Below are 18661 nucleotides of genomic sequence, written 5' to 3' on the forward strand. Positions count from 1 at the left end.
AAACCCGCTCGACTTGCATGTATTAGGCACGCCGCCAGCGTTCGTCCTGAGCCAGGATCAAACTCTCCATAATAGAAAGATGACTTGCTCATTTTGATGCTAGCGAGATTATTAATCTCATTGATGGTTGATTGCTCAACCGATTTGCTTACTCACTCGTTGTTCAGTTTTCAAAGATCAATTTCTTTCGTTCACTGCCGTGTTACCGAAGCAGCGAGAAGTAATATACCACATCAGCTCACTCGATTGCAAGAACTTTTTTTAAGTTTCTTTCGTTCTTTCGTTCGACCGCCGAAGCGACAAGGAGTAATATAACAAATCCTCCAAGGGAATGCAAGCTTTTTACATATGGTAAAAAACGGAACAAAAAAGGCCCTGGCGCATCATGCACCAGAGCCTCACTTTATTTTAACCTTGGCTTCCAATAAAGACGTATCGAGCAATGATTAGAATAGCTAGAATCCACATCAACCAGTGGACGCTGTATTTCTTCTCACTTTTACCACTCAAATTAGCTGCTGCAGCTAGAACGACATACGTCACGATACCGAAGGAAATCCCGTTTGCAATGTTGTATGTGAAAGGCATCAATACAATTGTAAGGAACGCTGGGATCGCGATAACGAAGTCTTGGAAGTCAATTTCTTTGATGGATTGAACCATAAGAACACCAACTACGATCAATGCTGCCGCTGTTGCTGAACCAGGAATTAGCATAACGATTGGCGCCAAGAACAGAGCAAGCAAGAAGCATACACCTGTCGTTACTGCTGTTAATCCTGTACGACCACCTTCAGCTACACCTGCTGAACTCTCTACAAACGCTGTTACTGTACTCGTTCCAACTAGTGCACCACCGCTGACGCCGATCGCATCAACGAACATTGCTTTACCTACACGTTTGTTGCCTTCTTCTTTGTTCTTCATAAGTCCAGCTCGGTTAGCTGTTCCTACCATTGTGCCAAAGGTATCAAACAGCTCAACGAACGTAAAAGTAACGATGACAGAAACGATACCTGTTGTCATAACGCCCGCGAAATCAAAATCAGCAAACCGCAGTTTAGCCAAATCCGGTACCCACGTTGTTTTGTCACTAGTTAATGTAGCTAAATCAACCATACCCATGAAATATCCCACAACTGTCGTCCCTAAAATACCGAATAGGATAGCGCCACGTACACGCATTACCAATAATATAGAAATCAACAAAATGCCGACGAGTGTTAAAATAACACCTTTATCTTCTAATGAACCCATGTGGAAAATCGTTTCAAAAGAAAGAACATCCGTAAATTGATGTGCTTTAATATCATTTCCTGCTTCAACGGCTACAGTAAGGATACCGCTGTTTTTGAATCCGATCATGGCAATAAACAAACCAATTCCCACCGTGATCGCATGCTTCAAGCTATCTGGGATAGCGACTAGAAGCATTTGACGCATTTTCGTAATCGTAAGGATGATAAAGATAATCCCTGAAATAAACACGGCCGTGAGCGCCATCGAAAATGTAAATTTACCTTGTGACGTCAAAATGATCGTCGCGAAGTATGCATTCAAGCCCATTCCCGGTGCTAAAGCTACTGGGAAATTCACGAAAAGTCCCATCGCAATCGTCATAACGCCCGCCGCGATAGCTGTTGCTAAGAAAATGGAAGTCCAGTCTCCACCCGTTGCCCCTGATTTGAAAGCACTCAGAATATCAGGATTTACTGCTAGGATGTAAGCCATCGTCATGAACGTCGTAATCCCCGCCATGATTTCTGTTCTTACAGTAGTGCCATTTTGCTTCAACTTAAAAAAACGATCCAAATCCATTTTCCTACTCCTCCTAATATATGGTGGGGAACAGCAAAAAACCCGGAATCGTGGTGCTGATTCCGGGTACGAAAAAGGAGCCGTCCATATGAGGGCTGCCTTCAAAATGTGAAGTCACAAAGAACTCATAGGGATACCGTTCCTTTTTTTCGTAGCCAGATCATTTGCGGTGATCTCGTAGAAACTCTCAGGCCAATTCCCGAGATTATACGAAAAACTGTTATCCAATTTCATATTCTAGTCTTGAATTGAGCAAGTGTCAATAAAAAAAGACGAACAATATCGGGGTAAAGATTCCCATATTGTTCGTCTTTTTGCTAATTCATAAACCTATTCCCATTCAATGGTAGCTGGCGGTTTGGACGTGATGTCGTACACGATACGATTCACGTTTTCAACCTCATTTACGATACGAACGGAAATCTTCTCAAGCACGTCCCACGGAATACGAGCCCAGTCCGCTGTCATGCCGTCGATGGACGTAACTGCGCGGATACCTACGGTGTAGGAGTACGTTCTGGCATCGCCCATAACGCCTACGCTCTTCATGCCTGGAAGCGCCGTGAAGTACTGCCAGATCTCACGATCTAAGCCAGCTTTAGCGATTTCATCGCGCAGGATGGCATCGGATTCACGAACAATTTTCAACTTATCTTCGGTAACTTCACCTAGAACACGAATCGCTAGACCAGGACCTGGGAATGGCTGTCTCCAAACGATAGCCGCTGGAAGGCCACACTCCTCGCCTACTTTACGCACTTCGTCTTTGAATAGTGTTTTTAATGGTTCAACCAACTTGAACTTCATATCTTTCGGCAGTCCGCCTACGTTGTGGTGGGATTTGATCGTTTGAGCGGTAGCTGTACCACTTTCTACGATATCCGTGTACAACGTGCCTTGCGCCAAGAAAGTAAAGTCATCAAACTGAGCTGACTCTTCTTCAAACACGCGAATGAATTCGGTGCCGATGATTTTACGTTTTTGCTCCGGATCCGCTACGCCAGCTAATTTGCCGAGGAAACGGTCTTTTGCATCGATTTTAACTACTTTCATATCGAATTTGCCAACAAACGTCTCCATAACGCTTTCGCCTTCACCTTGACGCAGCAAACCGTGGTCAATGAACATACATGTCAATTGCGCGCCGATTGCTTTATGAAGCAGGATCGCTACAACGGAGGAATCAACGCCGCCGCTAAGTGCGCAAAGCACTTTTTTATCGCCAACTTCAGTACGAAGCTCTTTAATCATATCATCGACAAAGGAGGACATTGTCCAATCGCCATGACAGCCACACACTTCATAAATGAAGTTGCGAATCATTTCGTTCCCTTGAACTGAGTGACGAACCTCTGGGTGGAATTGTACAGCATGGATTTTGCGATCACGGTTGCTCATTGCCGCAATTGGAAGTGATTCCGTGCTTGCTTCAACGACAAAGCCATCTGGAAGAGCGGACACATGGTCACCATGGCTCATCCATACAGTTTGTTGCGCCTCTAGACCTTTAACGAGCGGGCTTTCATTCGAGAATAGCAAATCCGCTTTCCCGTATTCACGTGTATGTGCACGTTCAACTTTTCCGTTCAATTGGTGTGCAATCAACTGCATCCCATAGCAAATACCTAGAATCGGAATCCCCAAATCGAAAATGCCAGCATCAACTGAAGGAGCTCCTTCGCCATATACGCTTGCAGGCCCGCCAGAGAAAACGATCCCTTTTGGGTTAATTTCACGAATTTTATCAACCGTTGTGTTGTGCGGCAGCAATTCGCTGTATACGCCCAAATCACGAATACGTCTAGCAATCAGTTGGTTATACTGGCCTCCAAAATCTAAAACGACGATCAATTCACTTGGTTTACTCATATCCGACCTCCTAGGTTCATAGCGATTAAAGCTTCGGGCGAACCCTCGTCCACTTACCGCTATTTCTAGGTACTAATTTTAAACATTAGGCACCTAGGATGTAAAGGGGATTTAATGTGTCTTTTGAATGGCTTTCCAAATCACGGTAATTTCCCGCTTCGAATAGGCAAAAGCACGCGCCGGATCGTAGCGGACACTCTCATAGATTTGAGCGAAAGTCATCAGTGCCTGTTGTTGCCCTTGATGGCCCACCTGGAGATTCGTGACGTATTCGCGAACTGTCTGATTAGCTGGCTTAGCACCGTATTTGCGGAAAAGCTGTCGCCACAACCGATCCATATACGGCGTCAACGGATGCTGCTCAGTTGAAGCTTCATCGCTGTAACCCGGAAGCTCCACCGTTCTATGCAATAAATACCCTTGGCGTCGCAGCACGAGAACCACACCGACAAGCAGACAGATGCTGCCGATCAATACGAAAACAGCACTCTTATAAGCCTTTACTAATTGGATAAGATTATTCTTCGATGTTTGCAACCAATCTTGTGATTTGACGAAAAGCGAACTCGAGACTGGCGTGTTTGACAGGGAAGCCGTCATGCCAAGCTGCTCCATCGTTGCTGTCGTCAGCACATCTCTCGGTTGATCGGGGGATAGGCCAGAAAAGCCTGGCGTCGGCTCGAAAGGTACCCAGCCCATCGACGGGAAATACACCTCAACCCAGGAATGCGCATCTTGATTCCCCACGACAACCTCTTGAAGACCATTGTCATCTGCAGCACCTGCTGTCCCTGGGGCAAACCCCTTCACCCATCTGGCGGGCACACCAACAGAACGAAGCATAACAACCATTGCCGTGGAAAAATGATCACAATATCCTGTCTGATCTACGAACAGGAAATGACTAACGAAATCCTCACTTCGGCTCGGATTGGTAGGCTTTTCGAGACTATAAGGAAAGGTTCTGCTCAAATACTGCTCAACTGCAACCGCTTTGGCATAGGGAGTCACTCTACCCTCAGTCACTTGCTCTGCTAGGCTCCGCACAGTCCGCGGCAGCAATGCCGGCAATTGCAAGTATTCACTTGTAATCTCCTCAGGATATGGCCCGACATCTGTGTTTAATAGGTCTGGATTTTCTTTTACGGGTTGAACGGTTATTTTGTAATAGGAGATAGGGTCAGCAATCTCCGGCAGGGTCATTAAACCGCTCGCTTCGGAAGTCAGCAGACTACCCGACGACACCGGCGTCCCCTTTTTGCTCAATAACATATCCACGCTCCGCAGCTGACCGCCTACGAACAGTTGCTTATTGGTCGATTTCCCATTCAATAATATTTGCTGCTCTACTACTGACATACCTAACGACGGACTGGTTGCTACAAAAGGTTCCAGCTTCTGAACAGGCTGTGTCCAGCCTTTGCCATCGTAATAGCTTTTGGATTCACCGCGCCAGTAGGTTAATTCGGATGTTTTCGCTGTAAACACTGGCGAAGTGTCCACTTGGAGTGGACCTCCTAAAGCAGTGTCGTTCTGGCCATAGCCAGAAGTCGCCATGGCAGGACTTACGCTTGTGTCTTCGTTATAGAGCTCAAACAATCGATCATACCAATGCGCCCAGCTCACTGGCTTCATCAACGGTTCGTCGGCGGTTTGTTTGGCAGAATACCACCCAATGCCAGTCAGTAGACCTACAACCATTACACTGACGATCAGCCACTTCCAATAATGACCTGAACGTGACGTAGTCACTTTATACGTGTCTTCAATCCTTGAAAGATTTAAAAGCGCCATCAGCAGCAACCCATAGCTTAATGTGCGGATGATCCCTTGGACGGTATCTGCCCCTAAGGCCAACTGAATGCCTACAAGATAAATCAGGGTTGCCGTCACAAACCAAAGACTATGCTGTCTTTGCAGCATGAGCGCTTGGACGACGGAGAGCAGCAGCGCCCAACCCATTAGAAAGAGGAGCGTACGCATCTCACCGCTGATGAGATCAAAATGAGCTTGGACGATATATACAAAATCCTGCACGAACGTTCTCACCAGCGAGATGATCCATCCCCCAGCAAGCAGCTCCCTGCGATCAAACATATAACCAATAAAGATGATGATCATGCTAAGCTTCGCGAGCCATCCCCAACTATACGGAACTCGGAAGCAATCCAGTGCAAGGCAGAGCGCAAAGACGACTAGGATCGGTCCAATTTGGATCGTCTCATCTCCCAGCCACGCTAATGGACGCAGCCATTCCGAGAGTAGGAGAAACAGCAGCAGCGTGATGAGACTGTCTCGGAAGAGACTGCCCTGCACAGGCGCTATTGTGTCTGCGCGGAAGATGAGCTTGGATGGGTTGGGTGGTGACGAAGTGCGAGCGCGCGCATGCAGCTCGCGGCGTGGTTCAAGCGGTAGCATCCACTACACCCCCTTGCCTTGGCCACTGGCTCTGTGGATGCGGCACTTCCGTGAAGCTGCAGCCTGCGGCTTGCAGCTGGGAAGCCCCCTCTCGCTCTGCGACCGAGAGGGAAGGCCGCGCGTGCACGTAGATCACGTGCACGGCTCTGCGCCTGGTGCCGCTATCTGCGATCGCGCGCACCAGCGCCATATCCAGCGTCGATGTGATGCACAGCATCGACGCATGCAGCGGCAAGTCTGCCGCCTCTTTCCTGACGAGATCAGGAAAGGACATGGCGGGCTTGCCGCCAACGCTCGCGAGCACTTCGTACGCGAGCGTTAGATCAGGGCGAATCGTCGGTGCGATTCGCCTCGCCTGAGAGGAGCTGCAGGCGAAGCCGCAGCTCTCTCGCCCGTTCGCGGCGGCTTCGAAGAACCCCGCCGCGAGGGCGATGCCCTTCTCCAGCAGCGGCTGCGCCGCTTCTGCTGGGCCCGCCGCAGGCGCTACGTCGAGCAGCAGCATCCATTTCGTGGAGGCGGCCTGCTCGGGATCTTTGGTCATGAGACGGCTCAGCCGAGCCGTCGATTTCCAGTGGATGCGGTGATACGGATCACCGCTGACGTAATCACGAACGGAGCTGATCAGCGGCGTTTCGGCTTTTGAATGTCGTCCGGTAGAGCCCTCTTCGGATTGGAACGTCATGCCGCTTCCACCTAAAGCATCCGGCCGTGGATAAACGACATAGCGCTGCGTGTCTTCTCTCTGCACTTTGCGAAGCGCAAAACCGAAAAGATCCCCCGCCACAGCTTCAAGATGAGCAAATCGATAGCTGCCTCGCAGGAGATGAGTTATTTTGTAAGGAAGCAGCAGTGTCTTCTGAAACCATGGAAAAAGCAACTTGCTATACGTCAGCTTCTTCCCGCTTCCTTCGTGTATCCACGTTTCTTTCAACAACAACCAAGGCATAGGTACCGGTGAACGATGCTTCATTTCCAGCACAATCGTCACCGCTTCACCCGCAACAAACACGTCGCCAGACATATGCCGGTGCAAGCTTAAGCCTTTCAAAGCAAACACATAAAACAAGCCGGCCTGTATCCAGATCAACGATAAACAAATGCCTAGATACCACGCAGCAAATCCACCTTGTCGATAAGCCAAATAAATCATCAATATAGAACCTACGAACAATAACGTCGTCTTCCCCCAGCTTTTCATATGATGGCCCCCTACTTCGCCGTAACATAACGAAGAACTGGTGTTTGCATGCCATCTAGAATGCCTTTAAGAATCCGTTCTGCCGAACGCCCCATCATGCGAGCATCCGAAGTGAGAATCAGCCTGTGCGTCCACACGGGTAAAACCAAATCCTTAATATCATCAGGAACAACAAAGCTTCTTCCTTTCACATAAGCGGATGTTTGTGCAGCACGCATCAAGGCATACGATGCCCTTGGACTTGCCCCTATGTAAAAATCAGCATGATCCCGCGTAGCTAAGGCTAAGCGAACGATAAAATCTTTGAGCGTGTTATCCACATGGATCATGGCCGCTTCTTTCTGTAATTGCACAAATTCATCCTGCACAATAACAGGCTTCAGGCTTTCCAGCGGGTGGCGATCCTGCAAGCGATCCAACATCAATATCTCTTGATCATGTGTCGGATAGCCGAGCGAAAGCTTCATCATAAACCGATCCATCTGCGCCTCCGGCAGCGCGTACGTGCCTTCATAATCCATGGGATTTTGCGTTGCCATCACAACGAAGGGCTTAGGCAGCTCATAGCTGGTGCCGTCAATGGTTACTCTTTTTTCCTCCATCGCTTCCAAAAAAGCTGACTGCGTCTTCGGAGACGTTCGATTGCATTCATCCGCAAGTACGACCGACGTCATCAACGGACCTGGGCGGAACTCGAACTCATTCGTTTTCACATTAAACACAGAAACACCGGTCACATCCGAAGGAAGCAGGTCTGGCGTACATTGAATTCTCTTAAACTCGCAACCGATCGTTTTGGCCAACGCGCGCGCAAGCATAGTTTTGCCTACACCAGGAACGTCCTCTAGGAGTAGATGCCCACCGCTCAACATCGCGATAAAAGCTTTCTCTATCGTCTCTCTTTTTCCAACTATCACTTTCTCTACGTTCATGATCATCCGTTCCACGAGAGGCTGCGGTTGATCGAATATTCGGGTTTTCGATGCCATAGACAAGAAGCCTCCTTTATAAGGGTATGCTTCTAGTTTTTCCAGCTCTCTACTCTTTTAGACATCAACTTCCCATCGCAAATAGAGAGTTTTTGAGAATACTATTATTTTCTTTGGTAAAATAGAGCGGCCGCAGCGCCATCGAAACCTCACGATAGTTCGGATCCATCACAGCATTCGTAATTCTTCCACCTAGTGAAGCTATGGTTTTGCGCAAGGGTACGATAATTTGATTATTTTGCATGTTCATATCCGCTAACGAATACGTGGCTGTTTGCTTGCCTAAGGTGTACAAGCTGATGCTTCTATTCGCTAGATCATAGTCCATATCATAGATACCATAATGGGCATTCGCTGTTTTGGTACTCGCCTGCCACTCAACCTTCCCGCCCATCTTCTCGATAAGATAGCGTAAAGGCAGTTCTATTTGATTGGCACGCAGCTTATATATTGATGGCTCTATCGAAAATGTATTGCCTCCGAGCACATGAACCTGCAAAGGCAATGCCGCTTGTTTGGCCAGAATACGCGCAGCCTCCGCTTCTTCTTCCTGCTTCGCTTTAGCTTTCTCTGCAGCCTCTGCCTCAAGTTGCTGAGCGAGGAGCTTTTCCTCCCGCTTCTTCGCGAGGTCAGTTAGGTTCGGGTGAGCGACTGCATATTGCTGCGTCTGGTCTACTAGCGCTTGAAATTGCTTGAAGCTCATATTTCGCGACCATTTTGGCTTTGAAATGGCAAATTGTCTTGGTTTCACTTGATCTGTCAACGCAGCAAACGTATAGCCTAACTTTTTATAGTAGCTAATTACTTGGGGTAATACCTGGACAGAAGACTCATGCCCCGTTCCATCGTGAAACAAAATATTGATCTCATGCTCAAGCGGTGAAGCCTTCACCGTCTGCCAGATCTCGTTCACAGGCACATTGGCTCTCTTGGAGTCTCCGCTGTCGACGTTCCAGTCATGCACAAGGTAACCCGCTTGCTCCATGAGGTAAAAGTAATTCGCATCAAAGTTCGTAGCCGTTCCGCCAGGTGCACGCACCAGCTGTGGTCGTATCCCCACGATATTGTTAATAACGTCCTCGCTGCGCTGAATTTGGTTCCAAAACGTTTGAAAATCACTATATAGCTCTTTATAAACATGATTATATGTATGATTGCCAATGGCATGACCGTCTTTCACAATTCTTTTGAGCTCCGCAGGATGCGCTTTTGCTTGCTCGCCTAGGACGAAGAAGGTCGCCTTCACGTCCTCTTTATCTAGAATATCTAGCACCTGATTCGTCAGCTTGCTAGGACCATCATCAAATGTCAGATACACAGTAGGTTGCTCCGGCGTAACGTATGTCCGCTCGCTCTTCACTCGCTTTCCTGCTTGAAGCTGCCCAAATACCTCTTGTACGGCTGGATCAGTTTCATTCTCAGCGGCTTTGGCTGGCATCATACCAACCAAGAGTGAAACTAGTAAAACAACAACCATCATGATCTGAAAACGCAGCCTTCTGTTGTTTGGAGCATGTACCTGTAAGCGCATCCGATGATCCCTCCGCATGTTCTATCATTTTGACATCTGATAGATTATATGGGCGGAGGTGCGAGAGTATTCCATGAAAAAAAAGATGCCTCTCAGCAATGAGAAGCATCTTTCATTTATGTTCTGACAGCTTGTTTAAGCTTCCTGCGGCAAGCTACGGCTCTCCTCTTTTACGCTTATTTTAAACAGAGATCGACTGCCTATCAGACCTACAAAACTAATGACTAACAGCACGCCAAGCAGCAAAATCGCGGCTCTCGCACCCTGAAAGGACACGATTTGCGTGCAGATGGCAATGAGCAGCACACGCATCCCCATCCCTACGGTGTTGAAAAAGCTGTTCACGCGACCGATCAAATGATTCGGTACAATTTCCATTAATATGGTATTTCGCGCTACGCGACTCCCTGCGTTCCCCCAGCCATTCAACGTTTTAAATACTAGAAAGATAGAAACGACCGGGAACGAATAGAAGAACACGATTGATAGACTGAACATGACAAATGCGAGAATCGTTGTGGCATACGCTCCTAGACGCTGCATGATTAAAGGAATCGTTAAACCAGCCACAATAGCTCCAATGGCAAAAATCATATCTGCCGCCCCAAGCACACTGGCTCCGCCATGAAGAACGCTTGTTATGTACACGGGGAACAGGTAATTACCTACCATCACACAAAGGAAAGGCATCAAGGCACACAGGAAAAATAAGACCAACAGCGGTCTAGTTTTCAAATACGTGTAACCTTCCTTAAAATTCGCCAACATGGAGACGGCCCCCGTCGCTGTGACGGACTTATTTTTGATATAAGGAATGAGGAGAAAAAGTCCAAAGCCTAAGAAATAGGTCATTGCATCGGCCAATAGGATCCATCCAAAATCGATATGGTCGATCAGCAAACTCGCCAAGCCCCCTGCGATCATGGAGGTAGATTGATTTTGCACCTCGAGAATGGCGTTTAATGTCTTGTACTGCTCCTTGGAGAAGATCTCCTGTGTGAACGCGAACTGCGTTGGAAAGTGTACATTATAGTAAAGGGAACCACTGAAATAGATCACAATTAACTGCCACGTTTCAAAATGACCAGATAAAATCCCCCATAACGCAAAAATGAGCGTAACGGCACCACCGGCAATTTCACTGCCCAGCAGCATTTTTTTCCGAGAAATGCGGTCAATATACGCGCCTATATGAGGCGACAGCAGGAACAGAATGAGGGTTGAAACGAGCGTCGCATACCCGTATATCTCACTTCCCCCTGCTCGATTCACGAGTAGCCACGGCACCCCGATCATTGTAATACCCGAACCGATGGAAGATAACATGTTTGCGATCATTAGAAACATCATTCTTCGGTCTTTGAGCATGAGCCACATGTTGTCATATCCCCTCGATGAACGTATTTAAATGGCCTACTTCATTTCCATCACAGCATCTAACACGGACTGCACATGATTTTTTATTTTCACTTTGCTCCATTCCTTCACGATGTATCCTTTTTCATTAATAAGGAATGTCGATCGGATAATGCCCATATATTCGCGGCCATACAGCTTTTTCAACGCCCAAACCCCATACTTCTCGGCTACTTTATGATTTGTGTCTGAAAGCAAGAGAAATGGAAGCTCATACTTGGCAATAAATTTGTCATGCGCCTTTAGCTCGTCCGGGCTGATGCCAATCACTTCTACACCCAACTCGGCAAACTTTCCGTTATAGTCTCGAAAGTCACACGATTGCTGTGTACAGGTCGGTGTATTATCTTGCGGGTAAAAATAAATGACGACTTTGCGCCCTTTATAATCAGCTAAAGAAACTTTCTCTCCGTTAGAAGCAGGCAGCGAAAAGGCCGGTGCCTTGCGCTTAGTTACTGGCGTTTCATTTCCTTTTTTCAATGCAGTTCTCTCCTCTTGCTAGCTATGGTCTTCATTTATTATGCGACATTGCCCTGAGGACATCAAATGAAAAAAGCTGCTTCGAATCGTAAAGACTTCGTAAGCAGCTATTATATGCTTTGGATGAGATGTTAAGCTTCGCTTCCATCCACCTCAAGATGTCGTAACTTATCTGGATTGGAGACAATATAAAATGCCTTAATCTGCCCATCCTCTATTTGAAACGTCATGACATTGTTGGGCTCATTGTACACATGGGCGACTATGCCAATTTGTTCGTTTACTGTCGTTAAGGCAAAACGATACCCCTCAGGCATTTTAGCCAAAACGCCAGACAGGAACTTGGCAATGCGCTCCACACCCATAATAGGTTTGATCGCTGCATTCACCTTGCCTCCTCCATCGGAGTATAGAATCGCATCAGATTTCACAATGTTTAAAAGCTGACTGATATTGCCTGACATTAGCGCGTGTACAAATTGTTCCACGACGGCTGTTGTTTGAGGGATGTCAGGCGGTTTGGCTCGTTCTGGCGAGACACTTATGGCTTGCTTCGCCCGGCGAAAAATTTGTCGGCAGTTGGTACTGCTTTTGCCCACAATCTCCGCGATTTCATCGTATTCATATTGCAGAACCTCGCGAAGCAGGAAAACAGCCCGCTCCACCCAAGATAACTGCTGCAAGAGCAGTAGATATGCGGTGGATAGCGATTCTTTGTGGGTATAAGCAACATCAGGTGAATTCTGATAGTCTGCTGTATGGGTCGTGATCAGTGGCTCCGGCAGCCATGGCCCAATGTAGACTTCTCGCTTTTTGCTGGCGGAGCGCAGGTTATCGATGCAGCGGTTGGTCACGATTTTACATAGGTAAGCTTTGGGATTATGAACATGGTCCAGATTCGTCTCCTTCGCATACAGAAATGCCTCCTGCACCACATCCTCCGCATCCATCACACTGCCCAGCATGCGATATGCTAGCGAGAACATCAATGGTTTATAGGAGAGATAGATCTGTTCGGAAGCTCCTGCTCCTGTGATTTCCACCTTGCCACACCTCCCGATTTTGCTGTTCATAGGATTATTTTAAGCGAACTGCGGTGTTTTTAAAATAGCGTCCGCCGCGCGCCTAGCGCTCGCAGCAGAGGCATCGGCTAGCATTTCGCCATGGCTGACCCAGTCACCAGCTACATATAGCCCACGAATGCCTTCGACAGCTGGACCTATCTGCCTGTTGGATTTACCCACGTGCAAGGTATCGTGGACGACCGTCATATTCGGCAGAAACTGTCTGACGACAACCTCTTGTTCCCAGCCTGGGTGCAGGGTATCCATGGCAGCTGTAAGCATGTGCTCATCATCCTTCGGATTACTTTCCCCGGAGCCGTTATATTTAACCATATGCACGACTAAGGTGCCGTCCTCACTAAGCTTGGCATTTAGAGTGTGATGTGAGAAAAAGATCGGTTGATCCAGGGCGAGTGCCACATCTCGCCCTGGAACGGAGAGCTTCTTCAAGCCTAAGTCGAGGCATGCAGCTTTTGAGGGACGAGCTTCGTCCTTCCATTGCTTCAAGATTGTGCGGTCTGCATCTGGGACCAGCTTGTAGGTCTCTGAAGGGGACGCGGTCGAGATGACATGCGATACCTCCAGCATTTGTTCGTTGGCAAGCTTCAGGCCTTGAATTCGGCCATGGGCATGAACAATTTCTTTCACATCGGAACCGCTTAGAATGTGAACTCCCGCTTTAACCGCTTGCTCCTGCAGCTGGTCGATGATCGTTTGCCAGCCTCCGTGGAGGTAAAGCACACCTTTTAATGCACGCTGTACTTGCCCAAGGACTGGACCAGCAAGTTGGTGATCCGGTTCATGCGCGTACGTTGCCGTACGGCATAAGGAGTAGAAAATATGTCGAACCATCGGATCGGCAATTTCTTGCTCCGCCCACTCTCGCAGCGATGCATCTGCGACCTTGCTCGCGTCCATTGCGCTTATTCGGATGACGAGTCGCAGAAGCGCTAGCTTCCCTGACCATGTGAGCAGCTTCGTTGTGAGCATACTGATCGGCGTTGCCGGCATCGGTACCAGCTCCTTGTTCCACATCGCTTTGACCTTCGAGGAAGGCGGACCTCCCTCGATGCGAACACCAAGCTCGCGCAAGATGCGGTACGCAGCACCAGCGCGGTACAGCGCATGCCCGCCGAGATTGAAAAGCACACCATTTTTGTTATTCGTCATTGCCCTGCCGCCCATTTTTCCTGCTCGTTCTAGCAGCACAACGGTTCTGCCGCCTTTCGCGACTTCAAGTGCAGCGATGAATCCAGCTAAGCCTCCACCAATGACGGCTGTGTCGTATTTTGTCATGTTCATCATCCTCCGTTTCGCTTTACATCTATAAGGCGAAATAGCGGCGTGTTTTGTGACAAAAAAATAATCCACAGATGAAATTCTGTGGATATCCGGGCATGTGGATATGTTGATATTCGTCGAATAAGTTATACACAACAGGGACTTAAGGCCCTGTGGACTTGTGGGTAACTCTGTGGATAGTTGTGCATAACACGGAGAGGCCGCGTCCTAGGCGGGATGGGAGCTGTTTACTTTTGTGATCATCGACACCTGTCTACTCGCCGCCCGACCAACGCTACTTCAATTTACTGCTCGCTAACGAAACTCCCTTACCCAGCCGCAAAGCCTCTCTCCAATAGTAGCCCGCTATCGCAATATCAAAGATGCCTAAGCCCATCGGATTAAAAAACACAGGCTCCTCTGCATCCGCACCGGCAAGCTGGTCGCGAAGCACGACATCGGCTAACGTTCGCACATCCGATTCTTGTAGATGAAACAGAAGGTGCAGCTGCTCGATATCCGTCCCTTCACGGCACACCTCACGCCAATCATCCACGATGATCGCTTTCACGCTCGACACACTTTCCGGTTTATAGTCGCGTAGCGAGACATTGAGCAGAAGCGCACCTTGAGGTGGCGCCTCATCGATGTACCGCTCAGCCGCCACGGTGCAGGTCATCACCACATTAGCATCACGATAGCCATCGCGCCAATCACCGACAACCTGCGTCCTCCCCTGAATAGCGGCTGGAATCGTCGTCGGATCAACACCCTTAAGATCATAAATACTGACTTGCTCGATCCACTCACCGAACAGCGCGACACACATATCCAGATGCAGGCGTCCAATCGGCCCCCATCCGATTAACAGAATGCGCAAACGGTCAGGCTGCCTAGCTTTCACAAATTGGCCCAACATCACACCGCTAACTGCTGACGTCCGCAGACCGTTAAGCAAGCCGCTGTGGATAAATGCCGTAGGCTCACCCGTCGAGGGTTTATTCAAAATCAACGTGTTATGGGCCCGGGGAAGTCCCAAAAGGCGATTATCAGGAAAGCTTGCAATCCATTTAATGCCCGACATATCGATGGTACCGCCTACGTAAGCAGGCATCGCAATAATGCGGTTCTTCGGATCGCGAAAGCGTAAGTATGGCTTCAAGGGGTGCGCACAATCCCCGTTATCTTGTATAGCAACGACATCTTGAATGATGCCGGTCAGCTTCTTCCAATCGATACCGATTTCTCGGATATGGTCATCCTGTAAATACAACATCCGCTAGTCTCCCATGTATATAAGTTGAATTAATCTCTTTCCTTACATATTTAATTCAACTTATTTAGTTACTCGGTGTATACCCGATCTCTCTCGCAACCCATTCATCGTTGTACACCGTACTTAAATATCGCTCCCCTCGGTCAGGCAAAATAGCTGCGCAAACCGCCCCAGCCGGAATGAGATGACTCATTTTGCGTATAGCCGAAATTACACCGCCCGAGGAGGCGCCTGCTAGAACGGCTTCCTCACGCACCAAGGCGCGGCAGCCGTCTACGCAATCCCAATCCGATACGTACACGACCCTATCCGCAACATCATGCCGATGTAAGCCAGGCGTGATGCCTGCGCCGAGTCCAGGGAATTTTCTCGCACCTTTTTCCCCGCCAAAAATAACACTACCTTCGGCATCCACCGCCACGATCTGTGTCGACCATCCGCGAGCGCGGATATATTCCATACAGCCTCGAATGGTGCCGCACGAGCTAACGCCGCAAAATAAATAATCTACCTTACCCAGCTGCTCGCCAATTTCCCGCATCGTCGTCTCGCTATGTGCCAGCGCATTGTCTGGACTTCCATACTGGTTCGTCCAGTAAGCGTTCGGGATTTGACTCACCAGCTCAGCAACTCGCCGGATGCGCGCTGGCAGAAACTCCCCCGTCGCCTCATCCGGCACGGAAACGAGGTCAATCTCCCCGTGAAAGCTGCGGATGATTTGCAAATGCTGCTGCGTCGTTCGCGGATCGACAACACAAATAAAGCGCAACCCCAGATATCGGCACAGTTGTGCGAGACTGATCGCGAGATTGCCGGAGCTGGACTCTACGATGACGCTCTCGCTCGTCACTTCGCCACGCCGAATCGCCTCCCGCAGCATAAACAGAGCAGGTCGATCCTTAGCACTGCCGCCCGGGTTCATCCACTCCATTTTGCCGTACACCTCAAAGGGCTGGTCCTTAAACAAACGTGACAGCTGAATAAGCGGCGTTCGTCCTATTGCGTGAACAATACCTCCCTCAAGCTCCATTCGCTTCCCCTCCTTTACGTGTAAAAAATCTTTTTATTTTTCACGGAGGTGCGATTATGCGAATCCTCAAAGGTGCCCCCGATAACTTGAATGCCATCCAAAAGCTTCGCCTGAATCATCATGCCTATAGCTGGAATATGGTTTTCCACATCCGTACGAATGCTGTCCAGAACAGCTGGCGTGGCTAGTGCGCTGTACACAAACACCGTTAACGCATTGCCGCTAACCTGCACACGCACGCTGGCTTCGCGAAGGTGACGATAGACGACATCCTCAATGTCGTAGATGCTGATTTTTTCGCCATGCTTTAGGTCTGGCCCTATACGTTTTACAATGCTCAGAAAACTTTGCGTAGGCACACCATTTACATCGATGACTCGCAAATCACGCACAACGTCATAAGTGACATAACGCAAAGCCGGGAACGAATCCCTGACTGTCGACGTGAGGACCAGCACTTGCTCCAGCTCATCCGGCAATGGCTCCATATCAGCCCCTAACTCCTCCGCTTGAACACCTTCTGCAACGATGCCCTCTGTAAACAAATACCTGCCATGATCGCGGGAAAAGAAAGCTATCGTCCCGATCTCGATGGAACCGTACGTGTCGGTAATTTGTGTCTCCGCTATTCCTAGTCTTTCAGCTGTCCGCTGCCTCCAGCCAGGCGAAGCGATTTCGCCAACCAAAATGACATGCTGGATGCCATAGCTAATCGGGTCCTCCGACGCCTGCAAAATACGATCCAAAATGGACGGCATCGTATACAGCACTTCGGGTCTAAAGCTTTGAAGCCGTTCAATATGCTGCTCGATCGGTAGCCGAAAAGATACCGACTCGACCTCCATGCCGAGCTCGCGAAACACCTCGACCGCCGTCGCCTCCGCATGCCCCGTACCCATGTCTGCCATCGCAGTTCGATAACTGGTGCCCGCCAGAATGGTGCGGAAAACGTCCAGTTTGATACGCAAATAAGCTTCTTCATCCGATTTTGAATAAAAAATCGTCTTACGCCGCTTGGAGCTCGTGCCTGATGTCTGATAACGATTCATATCCGTTTGCTGCAAAAACGGGTTAGTATCCGTATAGTAGAAGGCTTCCAACATTTGCGCTGTTACAAGAGGTAATCCCGCGTAATCTTGCTGAAGCCCCTGCAGTATCCAGGGAAATTGCTGCTTCATCACTTGTATAACTTCTTTCATGTGCATGGACGTGCGGTTCCTCCTCTCAGCAGTACGAACTAATCGTGACCCCAAAAACACCTGACTACATATCCTATGCGCCCTTCCTGCCCATCGTTCTATTTTCCTGATATAGAATACTGAATCTCTGTTCCCCGTCTCCGCAAACGCTCATATCCTAATGAATAATGAAACGACATGTTCACTAGAGAGGATCGTAGCCATGACAAGTTCACTGAAGGCCGTTTCAAGCAAATGGATAAAAACACGCATTACGCTTCGGAATGCGAAGCTGCGTCAGCATGTGCCAACTACGCATCCTTTTAATCGCGCTAGGCTGTTTGCCATGCTGAATGAACACGGCATGCTCTATGTAAAACCCGACATCGGTTCCCTTGGGATCGGCGTCATGCGTGTTGAGAAACGGAGCGGAGCCTACCGCTATCAAAGCGGCGTGCACATCTATCGTTTTGCAACGTTTGAGAAGCTGTATCAATCCCTTGTGCAGCGTTGCGGCACCAAGCGTTATCTCATTCAGAAGGGAATCCATGTCCTCCAGCAAGAGGGGAATCCCTTCGATTTTCGCGTTATGATTCAGCGAAGTCCCTCAGGAAAATGGGTATGCACCGGAACGGCAGCACGGGTTGCTCATCCACAGAAAGCCGTTACCAATGGCAGTCAGGGCGGCACCATCTACAGTCCCTATGACCTCTTGGAACCTAAGTTCGGTGTCGATGCAACGTCTGATCTTATGTTTAAAATGGAGCAAATTTCCTATTTGACCGCCGTTCAATTAGCCCGTACTTACCCTGCCATGAACGAGCTCGGCATTGACATTGCCGTCGATCACAGGCTTAAACCATGGATCCTTGAGGTGAATACGCGACCAGATCCATGTCCTTTCACCAAGCTGGAGGACAAATCGATCATCCGCAAAATCATTCAATTCGGCCGTGCTAATGGCCGGAAGTATGATCTGACCTGCGCGAAGGCGAAGAAAGCGCCGAAGCGGCGGATTTCGACTACGGCTATGGAGCAGCCGCAGCTGCAACCAGTACCGACCGTGGAACCTACGATTGAAGCCCCGTCTGAAACCTCGTTTGAAAATTAAAA

Annotated in this window: 14 protein-coding genes, 1 rRNA gene and 1 riboswitch; of the genes, 1 reads left to right on the forward strand and 14 read right to left on the reverse strand. The window is 48.8% G+C overall.

The window, feature by feature from the left end:
- The 14 genes from AC58UX_RS23685 to AC58UX_RS23750 all read right to left on the reverse strand — a co-directional run.
- A 16S ribosomal RNA gene (locus tag AC58UX_RS23685) occupies positions 1-73 on the reverse strand; the annotation flags it as partial.
- 335 nt (positions 74-408) lie between these two features.
- The gene (locus AC58UX_RS23690; RefSeq protein WP_497257888.1) at positions 409-1812 is read right to left on the reverse strand and encodes an NCS2 family permease; all 1404 of its coding nucleotides are present in this window, start codon (positions 1810-1812) and stop codon (positions 409-411) included.
- A gap of 138 nt (positions 1813-1950) precedes the next feature.
- Positions 1951-2051: riboswitch (purine riboswitch) on the reverse strand.
- Between the two features lie 97 nt (positions 2052-2148).
- The gene (guaA, locus tag AC58UX_RS23695) at positions 2149-3687 is read right to left on the reverse strand and encodes a glutamine-hydrolyzing GMP synthase (protein ID WP_497257294.1); all 1539 of its coding nucleotides are present in this window, start codon (positions 3685-3687) and stop codon (positions 2149-2151) included.
- Positions 3688-3798: 111 nt separating this feature from the next.
- Positions 3799-6105, reverse strand: coding sequence for a DUF4129 domain-containing transglutaminase family protein (locus tag AC58UX_RS23700; RefSeq protein ID WP_497257296.1), 2307 nt, complete (start codon positions 6103-6105; stop codon positions 3799-3801).
- Positions 6092-7303 (reverse strand): DUF58 domain-containing protein, encoded by a 1212-nt coding sequence (locus AC58UX_RS23705; protein WP_497257298.1) that lies wholly within the window; start codon positions 7301-7303, stop codon positions 6092-6094. Before AC58UX_RS23705 ends, AC58UX_RS23700 begins: the two co-directional genes overlap by 14 nt.
- An 11-nt stretch (positions 7304-7314) precedes the next feature.
- Positions 7315-8292, reverse strand: coding sequence for an AAA family ATPase (locus tag AC58UX_RS23710; protein ID WP_497257300.1), 978 nt, complete (start codon positions 8290-8292; stop codon positions 7315-7317).
- 64 nt (positions 8293-8356) lie between these two features.
- Positions 8357-9823: a polysaccharide deacetylase family protein gene (locus AC58UX_RS23715; protein ID WP_497257302.1), complete on the reverse strand. Its 1467-nt coding sequence runs from the start codon at positions 9821-9823 to the stop codon at positions 8357-8359.
- 135 nt (positions 9824-9958) lie between these two features.
- Complete coding sequence (locus tag AC58UX_RS23720) at positions 9959-11200, reverse strand: MFS transporter (protein ID WP_497257304.1); 1242 nt, start codon at positions 11198-11200, stop codon at positions 9959-9961.
- A 36-nt stretch (positions 11201-11236) separates the two neighbouring features.
- A complete protein-coding gene (bcp, locus tag AC58UX_RS23725; RefSeq protein WP_497257306.1) occupies positions 11237-11719 on the reverse strand; it encodes a thioredoxin-dependent thiol peroxidase in 483 nt (160 codons plus the stop codon).
- A gap of 131 nt (positions 11720-11850) precedes the next feature.
- Positions 11851-12756, reverse strand: coding sequence for an RNA polymerase sigma-70 factor (locus tag AC58UX_RS23730; protein WP_497257890.1), 906 nt, complete (start codon positions 12754-12756; stop codon positions 11851-11853).
- Between the two features lie 45 nt (positions 12757-12801).
- Positions 12802-14079 (reverse strand): phytoene desaturase family protein, encoded by a 1278-nt coding sequence (locus AC58UX_RS23735; RefSeq protein WP_497257308.1) that lies wholly within the window; start codon positions 14077-14079, stop codon positions 12802-12804.
- A gap of 280 nt (positions 14080-14359) precedes the next feature.
- Positions 14360-15340 (reverse strand): 2,3-diaminopropionate biosynthesis protein SbnB, encoded by a 981-nt coding sequence (locus AC58UX_RS23740; protein WP_497257310.1) that lies wholly within the window; start codon positions 15338-15340, stop codon positions 14360-14362.
- Positions 15341-15404: 64 nt separating this feature from the next.
- Positions 15405-16370: a 2,3-diaminopropionate biosynthesis protein SbnA gene (gene sbnA / locus AC58UX_RS23745; RefSeq protein WP_497257312.1), complete on the reverse strand. Its 966-nt coding sequence runs from the start codon at positions 16368-16370 to the stop codon at positions 15405-15407.
- Between the two features lie 14 nt (positions 16371-16384).
- On the reverse strand, positions 16385-17575 hold the full coding sequence (locus tag AC58UX_RS23750) for a phenylacetate--CoA ligase family protein (RefSeq protein WP_497257314.1): 1191 nt from the start codon (positions 17573-17575) through the stop codon (positions 16385-16387).
- 196 nt (positions 17576-17771) lie between these two features.
- Between AC58UX_RS23750 and AC58UX_RS23755 the strand changes: the two genes are divergently transcribed.
- On the forward strand, positions 17772-18659 hold the full coding sequence (locus AC58UX_RS23755; protein WP_497257316.1) for a YheC/YheD family protein: 888 nt from the start codon (positions 17772-17774) through the stop codon (positions 18657-18659).
- The last annotated feature ends 2 nt before the right edge of the window (positions 18660-18661 follow it).

This window comes from Paenibacillus sp. J22P90 (genome assembly GCF_059692195.1).

Coding starts and splice junctions, on each gene's coding strand:
- guaA (WP_497257294.1), bottom strand. CDS start 3,687: ATGAGTAAACCAAGTGAATTGATCGTCGTTTTAGATTTTGGAGGCCAG.
- AC58UX_RS23700 (WP_497257296.1), bottom strand. CDS start 6,105: ATGCTACCGCTTGAACCACGCCGCGAGCTGCATGCGCGCGCTCGCACT.
- AC58UX_RS23705 (WP_497257298.1), bottom strand. CDS start 7,303: ATGAAAAGCTGGGGGAAGACGACGTTATTGTTCGTAGGTTCTATATTG.
- AC58UX_RS23710 (WP_497257300.1), bottom strand. CDS start 8,292: ATGGCATCGAAAACCCGAATATTCGATCAACCGCAGCCTCTCGTGGAA.
- AC58UX_RS23715 (WP_497257302.1), bottom strand. CDS start 9,823: ATGCGCTTACAGGTACATGCTCCAAACAACAGAAGGCTGCGTTTTCAG.
- AC58UX_RS23720 (WP_497257304.1), bottom strand. CDS start 11,200: ATGTGGCTCATGCTCAAAGACCGAAGAATGATGTTTCTAATGATCGCA.
- AC58UX_RS23735 (WP_497257308.1), bottom strand. CDS start 14,079: ATGACAAAATACGACACAGCCGTCATTGGTGGAGGCTTAGCTGGATTC.
- AC58UX_RS23740 (WP_497257310.1), bottom strand. CDS start 15,340: ATGTTGTATTTACAGGATGACCATATCCGAGAAATCGGTATCGATTGG.
- sbnA (WP_497257312.1), bottom strand. CDS start 16,370: ATGGAGCTTGAGGGAGGTATTGTTCACGCAATAGGACGAACGCCGCTT.
- AC58UX_RS23750 (WP_497257314.1), bottom strand. CDS start 17,575: ATGCACATGAAAGAAGTTATACAAGTGATGAAGCAGCAATTTCCCTGG.
- AC58UX_RS23755 (WP_497257316.1), top strand. CDS start 17,772: ATGACAAGTTCACTGAAGGCCGTTTCAAGCAAATGGATAAAAACACGC.